General features: G+C 65.0%; 6 protein-coding genes. 4 read left to right on the top strand and 2 right to left on the bottom strand.

Annotation, left to right across the window (positions count from 1 at the left end; all coding sequences use genetic code 11):
- Both V5A53_RS12435 and V5A53_RS12430 read left to right on the top strand, forming a co-directional pair.
- On the top strand, positions 1–703 hold a 703-nt coding region (locus tag V5A53_RS12435; protein WP_332313937.1), incomplete at its 5' end, for a competence/damage-inducible protein A.
- A 71-nt stretch (positions 704–774) separates the two neighbouring features.
- Positions 775–912 (top strand): hypothetical protein, encoded by a 138-nt coding sequence (locus V5A53_RS12430; RefSeq protein ID WP_332313936.1) that lies wholly within the window; start codon positions 775–777, stop codon positions 910–912.
- Positions 913–917: 5 nt separating this feature from the next.
- Here the strand turns inward: V5A53_RS12430 and V5A53_RS12425 are convergent, their stop codons facing one another.
- A complete protein-coding gene (locus tag V5A53_RS12425) occupies positions 918–2,180 on the bottom strand; it encodes a site-2 protease family protein (RefSeq protein ID WP_332313935.1) in 1,263 nt (420 codons plus the stop codon).
- 95 nt (positions 2,181–2,275) lie between these two features.
- On the opposite strand from V5A53_RS12425, the gene V5A53_RS12420 reads away from it, so the two are divergent.
- Positions 2,276–2,653 (top strand): cupin domain-containing protein, encoded by a 378-nt coding sequence (locus V5A53_RS12420; RefSeq protein WP_332313934.1) that lies wholly within the window; start codon positions 2,276–2,278, stop codon positions 2,651–2,653.
- A 22-nt stretch (positions 2,654–2,675) separates the two neighbouring features.
- Here the strand turns inward: V5A53_RS12420 and V5A53_RS12415 are convergent, their stop codons facing one another.
- The gene (locus tag V5A53_RS12415) at positions 2,676–2,972 is read right to left on the bottom strand and encodes a GYD domain-containing protein (RefSeq protein ID WP_332313933.1); all 297 of its coding nucleotides are present in this window, start codon (positions 2,970–2,972) and stop codon (positions 2,676–2,678) included.
- Between the two features lie 164 nt (positions 2,973–3,136).
- On the opposite strand from V5A53_RS12415, the gene V5A53_RS12410 reads away from it, so the two are divergent.
- A complete protein-coding gene (locus V5A53_RS12410; protein ID WP_332313932.1) occupies positions 3,137–5,164 on the top strand; it encodes a DEAD/DEAH box helicase in 2,028 nt (675 codons plus the stop codon).
- Positions 5,165–5,826 lie beyond the last annotated feature (662 nt).

The raw sequence follows: 5,826 nt of genomic DNA, 5'->3' as shown, positions 1-5,826 counted from the left end.
ACTTCTGACGGTCGGTGACGAACTGCTGGCCGGCGACACCGAGAACACGAACGCGACGTGGCTGGCGACACGGCTGACCGAGCGCGGCGTCTCGGTCGAACGGATCCTGACCGTCCCTGACGACGAATCGGTTATCGTCGAGGCGGTCCGGCGGTACAGCGATGCCTTCGATGCGGTCATCGTGACGGGTGGACTCGGACGAACGCCGGACGACCTGACGATGGACGCTGTCGCAGCCGCGTTCGACCGCGGACTCGCCGTCGACGATCTCGCGCTGGCCGACGTCGAGCGGACGCTGGAGGCCATCGCGGACGAGTACCCGGACCTCGACGTCGACGCGGCGGCGGAGGCGACCCTGCCGGAGGGGTCCCGGCCGCTTATCAATCACGCGGGACTCTCGCCGGGCTGTGTCGTCGAGAACGTCTACGTCTTCCCCGGGATTCCCTCGGAGATGAAGCGGATGTTCGAGGCGGTCGAAGCCGAGTTCTCCGGGGACGTTGAATCGAGGTTCGTCTACACCTCCGAACCCGAAGCCAGCCTCCTCGGCCGACTCGACGAGGTACACAGGCGATTCGACGTCACCGTCGGCTGTTATCCGGAACAGGAATCGGGCCACAATCGACTGAAGCTCACGTCGGCGGATACCGCCGCCCTCGACGAGGCCGAGACGTGGCTCTCGGCGAACGTCGACCGCGCGGAATGACCTGAGAAGGGGGCTGTCATGAGCCTGCGACGGGGGATTATATGCCGACGCACACTGATAGTTGGTAACATATGAGACCGCCATCGGATCGGTGTCCGAACTCGGACTGTGCGAACAGCCTCGGCGGGTCGTTCCAGAAATCCCAGTTCGAGAAGATCGAGGACGGAGTCTGGGAGTGCCGCGAGTGCGGTTACCGCCGCGAGATCTAGCCGGGTTACGTGCGCTCTCGTTCCAGCGTTTCGACGGTCGCTCCGGCCTCGTTGCCGAGCCGGCTGCTTCCCGGCTGACCGCCGGATTTGACGATCTCCAGCGCCGTCATCACGTCGGTTCGAGAGACGAGTCCGACGAGGGTACCGTCGTCGTCGACGACGAGCAGGCGGCCGATGTCCTCGCGTTGCATGATCTCGAAGGCGTCTATCACCGGGGTCTCCGAGGTGACCGTCCGGAGGTCGCTGCTCATCACGTCCTCGACGCGATAGGCGTCGCGTTCGACATCGTTGATGCCCCGTGCGTCCGAGAGGGTGACGACGCCGACCGGTCGGTCGCCCGCTTGCGCCCGGTCGCCGCTCGCGCCGTTCGAGGTGGTTCCCGCCCCGCGTTCGACGACGGGATAGCCGGTGTGACGTTCCCGGAACATCCGGTCCATGAACTCGGCGACGGTGGTCGTCGGTGAGACCACATCGAGGCGTTCTCTCGGCGTCATCACGTCGCCGACGGTGACGCCCTCGAAGGCGGCGTTCATGACCGTCCGCTTGGATTCGGAGGCGGCGGCGATGTAGATGAAGAACGCGAGGATGATGAGGAAGATGTTGAACCCCGCGAGCAGGCCGAAAAGCCCGAGCATGACGGCGAACGCCTGGCCGACCTTCGCGGCCTGCTGGGTGGCCTGTGCGTGCGGCCGGTCGCGAGCCAGAAGCGCCCGGAGGATACGCCCGCCGTCCATCGGGAAGCCCGGAAGCAGGTTGAAGCCGGCCAGCACGACGTTCATGATGGCGAGGTACGCGAGCGTAAAGCGAGTGGCCTCCAGCAGGAAGCCGTCTGCCGGAACGAGCAGGAAGGCGACGTAGGAGAGGCCGCCGACGAGCACCGAGACGATGGGTCCGGCGATGGCGATGTTGAACTCCTTCTTCCAGTCTTCGGGAATCTCTTCCATCTGGGCGACGCCGCCGAGCAGCCACAGCGTGATGGACTGGATGGGGACGTCGTAGCGGCGAGCGACGAGCGAGTGGCCGAACTCGTGGGCGATGACGCAGACGAACAGGCCGACGGCGACGACGGTGCCGATGCCGTAGCGGGCGAGTCCCGACCCGGTCAGCGCGTCGGGTTCGATACCGAGGCCGATCGAGTCGTTGAGAAGGACGACCAACTCGCCCATCTGCGCGCCGATGATGTAGGCGAACACCGGCAGTATGAGCAGAAAGGTCAGATCCAACCGTATCGGGATACCGAAGGCGCTCCCGATGCGAAATCCCTTCATGGCCCCCGCTACGGTCCCCGATAATTTAAACCCCGACTGGGTCGGCCGGGGTGCAGACCGGGAGTTTCGTAGTTGTCGGTGTCGTAGGTGAGTGCATGACAGCATCCGACTCCCGACCGCTGATCCGCCGCGCCGACGAGATCGACTACGAGTCCGTCGACGCCGCCGACGGGCTCCAGAAGGGCGTCCTCGTCGGTGCCGAACACGGTGCGCCGAACCTCGCCATCCGCCGGTTCGTCCTCGACGCCGGCGCCGAGGTGCCGAAACACACCAACGACATCGAACACGAGCAGTACGTTCTGGAAGGCGGGTACGTCGTGGGTATCGACGACGAGGAACACACCGTCTCGGCGGGCGATTCCCTGCACATCCCGGCGGGGACGGTCCACTGGTACCGCAACGAGAGCGACCAGCAAGGCTCTTTCATCTGTGCGGTGCCGACCGGCGACGATAGCATCGAGCTGGTCGAATAGCGGCGTGCCGGCCAGATTCCGGCTATTCCATCTCCGCGACGACCTGTTCGTCCCACTCGTCTTCGGTGAAGGCGGGTAGGGTCTCGACGTTCGTGTTGCCCTCGCCGCGGAACCGGATCGCGGCGCGTGCGGCCGCGCCGTCGTCCGGGTATTCGGCGACGGCGACCACGTCGTGTCGGCCGAACGTGTAGTACATGTCCCGCAACTCGCCGCCGTACTCGGCGACCATCTCCCGTGCGGCCTGCCGTCGGTCCGGGCTTTTCTCCATCGTTTCGAGACTCTCCTCGCCGAGTTCCATCAGGTGAATGTACGTTGCCATCGTGGTCCCCTCCTGTTGGTGTCCTCCCCGATACGCGACGGGACGCGGAGGACAGTGTGCTAACCTAACACACGCACCGTCTTATAAGACGGCCCCGCTGGGTGTGGCATCCGTCCACACCGATCCCGGACGACTGAAATACCCGGATACACTACAGACGCTCAGTGTCACAGCAGGTCGCCGACGTCGATACCCTCTTTCTCCACGAGGGTCGCGACGAGTACACCGTCGTCGTCCGCCGCGATGGCGAGCGACTGCTCCGCGGGCGACTCGAACTCAAGGAGACGAGTGCCGGCCCGCGACCCGGCCGCTTCCGCGTCAAGGACGGCGACGACGAGGTGCCGCGACGACCCGAACAGTTCGTCGAGATGGCTCGCCGCGCCCGCCGCATCCGTATCTCCGAGCAGACCTCCCGCGAGGGACGGCGGGACCTCGAAGAGATGCTCGACGGCTACCAACTCGACGCCAAGCAGGTCCGAACCTGCCGGTACTGTGCCGGCAAGGGGCGGTACTCGCCGCTGACCTCCGAGACGGCCATCGAGGCCGACGACGAGCACATCTGTCCGGACTGTGCCCGCCGCGAACTCGAACGGGAGGCCAACTACCGCGGCCTCCGGTCGGGCGCCCGGGACCGACTTGAGGACCTCCTCTTGGAGGTCGGCGACCTCGAACGCGTCAAGAACCTGCTGTCGGGACAACTCGACCCCGAACTCACGAAGTTCGACGAGATCAGCGCCACGACCGACGATATCGACCTCGTCTCGACGCGCGACCTCGACGTCCACGGCGACCTGAAATCGCAACTCCAGAAGTTCGACGAACTCCTGCCGGTCCAGAGTCTGGCCGTCGAGAACGGCCTGCTGGACGGCGACGACCAGCTGGTCGTCTCCGCGACGGCGACCGGGAAGACGCTCGTCGGCGAACTGGCGGGCATCGACCGCGCGCTGAAAGGCGAAGGGAAGATGCTCTTTCTCGTGCCGCTGGTCGCGCTTGCGAACCAGAAACACGAGGACTTCGAGGACGATTACGGCGACCTGCTCGACGTTTCGATTCGGGTCGGCTCCTCGCGCATCCGCGACGACGGCAACCGCTTCGACCCCAACGCCGACGTCATCGTCGGCACCTACGAGGGCATCGACCACGCCCTCCGGACGGGCAAGGACATGGGCGATATCGGCACCGTCGTCATCGACGAGGTCCACAACCTCGGCGAGGAGGGCCGCGGCCACCGCCTCGACGGCCTCATCTCCCGCCTCAAGCACTACTGCGAGACGAACCGCTGCGATACGCAGTGGGTCTACCTCTCGGCGACGGTCGGCAACCCCGGCGAACTCGCCAGCAAACTCGGCGCCAAATGCATCGAGTTCGAGGAGCGGCCGGTGCCCATCGAACGCCACGTCACCTTCGCCGACGGCCAGGAGAAACTCGACATCGAGAACAAACTGGTCAAACGCGCCTTCGACTCGAAATCCTCGATGGGCTATCGCGGCCAGACCATCATCTTCACGAACTCCCGACGGCGCTGTCACGAGATCTCGCGGAAACTCGAATACGACTCGGCGCCGTACCACGCCGGCCTCGATTACGGCCGCCGGAAGAAGGTCGAACGCCAGTTCGGCAATCAGGACCTCGCGGCGGTCGTCACGACGGCCGCACTCGCCGCGGGTGTCGACTTCCCGGCCTCGCAGGTCGTCTTCGACTCGCTGGCGATGGGCATCGAGTGGCTCAACGTCCAGGAGTTCGAGCAGATGCTCGGGCGTGCGGGCCGGCCCGACTACCACGACCAGGGGACGATGTACATGCTGGTCGAACCGGACGCCACCTACCACAACTCGATGGAGATGAGCGAGGACGAGGTGGCCTTCAAACTCCTCAAGGGCGAGATGGAGCCGGTCATCACCCGCTACGACGAAACCTCGGCCATCGAGGAGACGCTGGCCAACATCACCGTCGCTGGCAAGGGCGCCAAACGCCTCAACGACCGCATGGTCGGCGAGGTGCCGACGAAACACGCCGTCGGGAAACTGCTGGAGTACGACTTCATCGACGGCTTCGAGCCGACGCCCATCGGTCGGGCCGTCACCGAGCACTTCCTCGAACCCGACGAGGCCTTCGCGATGCTCGATGCGATTCGGAAGGGGAAGGACCCCTACGAGCTGGTCGCAGAGATCGAACTGCGCGACGAGCACTAGGTAACTTCGCTGGCTCTGAATTCTCCGATTTATAAACCGAGCGCGGCGACTGTTTGACCGCAACGGCCCAGAAAGCCCTCGGTGCGGAGGCGGTCGCTAATCGGGATATCCTCGCTCGCGTTGCTCGCTCGGATAGGGCCCGATTAGCGACTAAATTGAACGCCTCCACACCTCGCCCTTTCAGTCCGCCAGGTAACTGCACAGCCCTGCCCTTCCCCGGATTACGAGGGTCGCCGCGCGAGGCGGCGACCACTCGTTCCCGGCCGTTGGGATATTTAAATGGCGCGTGCTGGCCGACCGCCGCGAGGTTGCGAGGGTGACCGAAGGGAACCCTCGATGGCGAACGGGGAGCGCAGCGACCCGTGAGCCCGCGAGCGGCGGTCGGGTGCCAGCGCGCGAGGGACGACTGAACCCGAGCGAAGCGAGGGTGAAGGAGTCGGCTGGGGAGGTATGTGGCTGCGGTTGCGGTGCTGTCCTGGTGGAATCGAAGGGCGAAGTCGGCTGGCGTTCATTTTAGTCGCCTCAGCGGCCCCTATCCGAACGAAGTGAGGATATGTCGCTGTCGTTCGAAAGGCGCTTCGTGCCTTTCGTGATGTCGTCAGAATCCGGAGGATTCTGACTGCAAGCGGGAAATCTTCGATTTCCCGCAATGACGAGAGAGC

Origin of the sequence: Natronomonas sp., from assembly GCF_036625485.1 — an archaeon.
GTDB lineage: Archaea > Halobacteriota > Halobacteria > Halobacteriales > Haloarculaceae > Natronomonas.
This window is presented reverse-complemented; position numbering and strand designations above follow the sequence as displayed.

Bases quoted from the DNA above. Each gene is read 5' to 3' on its own strand.
- V5A53_RS12425 (WP_332313935.1), bottom strand. From the start codon at position 2,180: ATGAAGGGATTTCGCATCGGGAGCGCCTTCGGTATCCCGATACGGTTG.
- V5A53_RS12415 (WP_332313933.1), bottom strand. From the start codon at position 2,972: ATGGCAACGTACATTCACCTGATGGAACTCGGCGAGGAGAGTCTCGAA.
- V5A53_RS12420 (WP_332313934.1), top strand. From the start codon at position 2,276: ATGACAGCATCCGACTCCCGACCGCTGATCCGCCGCGCCGACGAGATC.
- V5A53_RS12430 (WP_332313936.1), top strand. From the start codon at position 775: ATGAGACCGCCATCGGATCGGTGTCCGAACTCGGACTGTGCGAACAGC.